This window comes from Oleiphilus sp. HI0132, from assembly GCF_001635845.1.
On sequence record NZ_LWGJ01000278.1, the window covers coordinates 1 to 817 of the forward strand.

2 protein-coding genes are annotated in these 817 nt (G+C 41.5%); both read left to right on the forward strand.

The features are described 5' to 3' along the window. Positions 1 to 250, forward strand: a 250-nt coding sequence (locus A3766_RS30265) for a hypothetical protein (protein WP_369808595.1), incomplete at its 5' end; no start/stop codon positions are given. Positions 251 to 280: 30 nt separating this feature from the next. Next, positions 281 to 817 (forward strand): DUF3488 domain-containing protein (locus tag A3766_RS03380; protein ID WP_156508653.1); only part of this gene is annotated, 537 nt, incomplete at its 3' end.

An 817-nucleotide genomic window follows, 5' to 3' on the forward strand; every position in this document is an offset into this window, starting at 1 on the left:
AAAATATGCAAGCTCTGAATTGCTAGTGGTTAAAGATAATGACTTAACTGCTTCAGATGCAAGCCGTGTACGTTGGCAAGATTATGAACCCTACGGAAAAGAGCAACGCTTACAGTTTATGTGTGAGAAAATAACTCGGCTGTACAAGGCTAAGCAAGCTTTTGGTCTTGAGTTACCGGTGATAGTGATTGAACCTGATTCAAGTGAGGCGCACTATTATGCCTGCCTTAAACAGCTAGCCTTATATTAATTTGCACGTGATCATATTAGTGGCTTGATAATGCAGAAAGACTTAAGAGAAGGTGATGACAAAGCAGTGATCAGCGGACAGAGCAACGTATTTGCGGTCCGTGCGCAGCCGGTTGGCGCCTTGCTATTAGTTATCATCTTACAGCTGATATCACACAGTGATCATCTTCCCATATGGCTAATCGTTTTTACGTTATTCATCTGTGTCTATCGTTTTATAGCTTATAAGCGAAATAGCCCGCCGGTAAGCACATTTGTCAAAACATGCTTAACGCTTGCTTCTTGCGCGGTGTTTGTCGCGCACTATAAAACCAACTTTTCTGTTGAAATGGCTGGCGCCTTTTTGTTTCTGACAGCTGTGTTGAAGTTTCTAGAGATCAAGGCTGACAAAGAGTTGTTTACAAGTATTTTTACGATGCTGTATTTAAGTTGTGTCTCGTTTCTATTTAGTCAGGGTGTATTTCATACGCTGTTGCAGTTGCTACTGATAGCTGTTTGCTTTTACGTGTTGCTATCCCAGAATATAGGCGTTGAATTTTCTTTAGGGAAGCGTGGTATTGCGACTTTG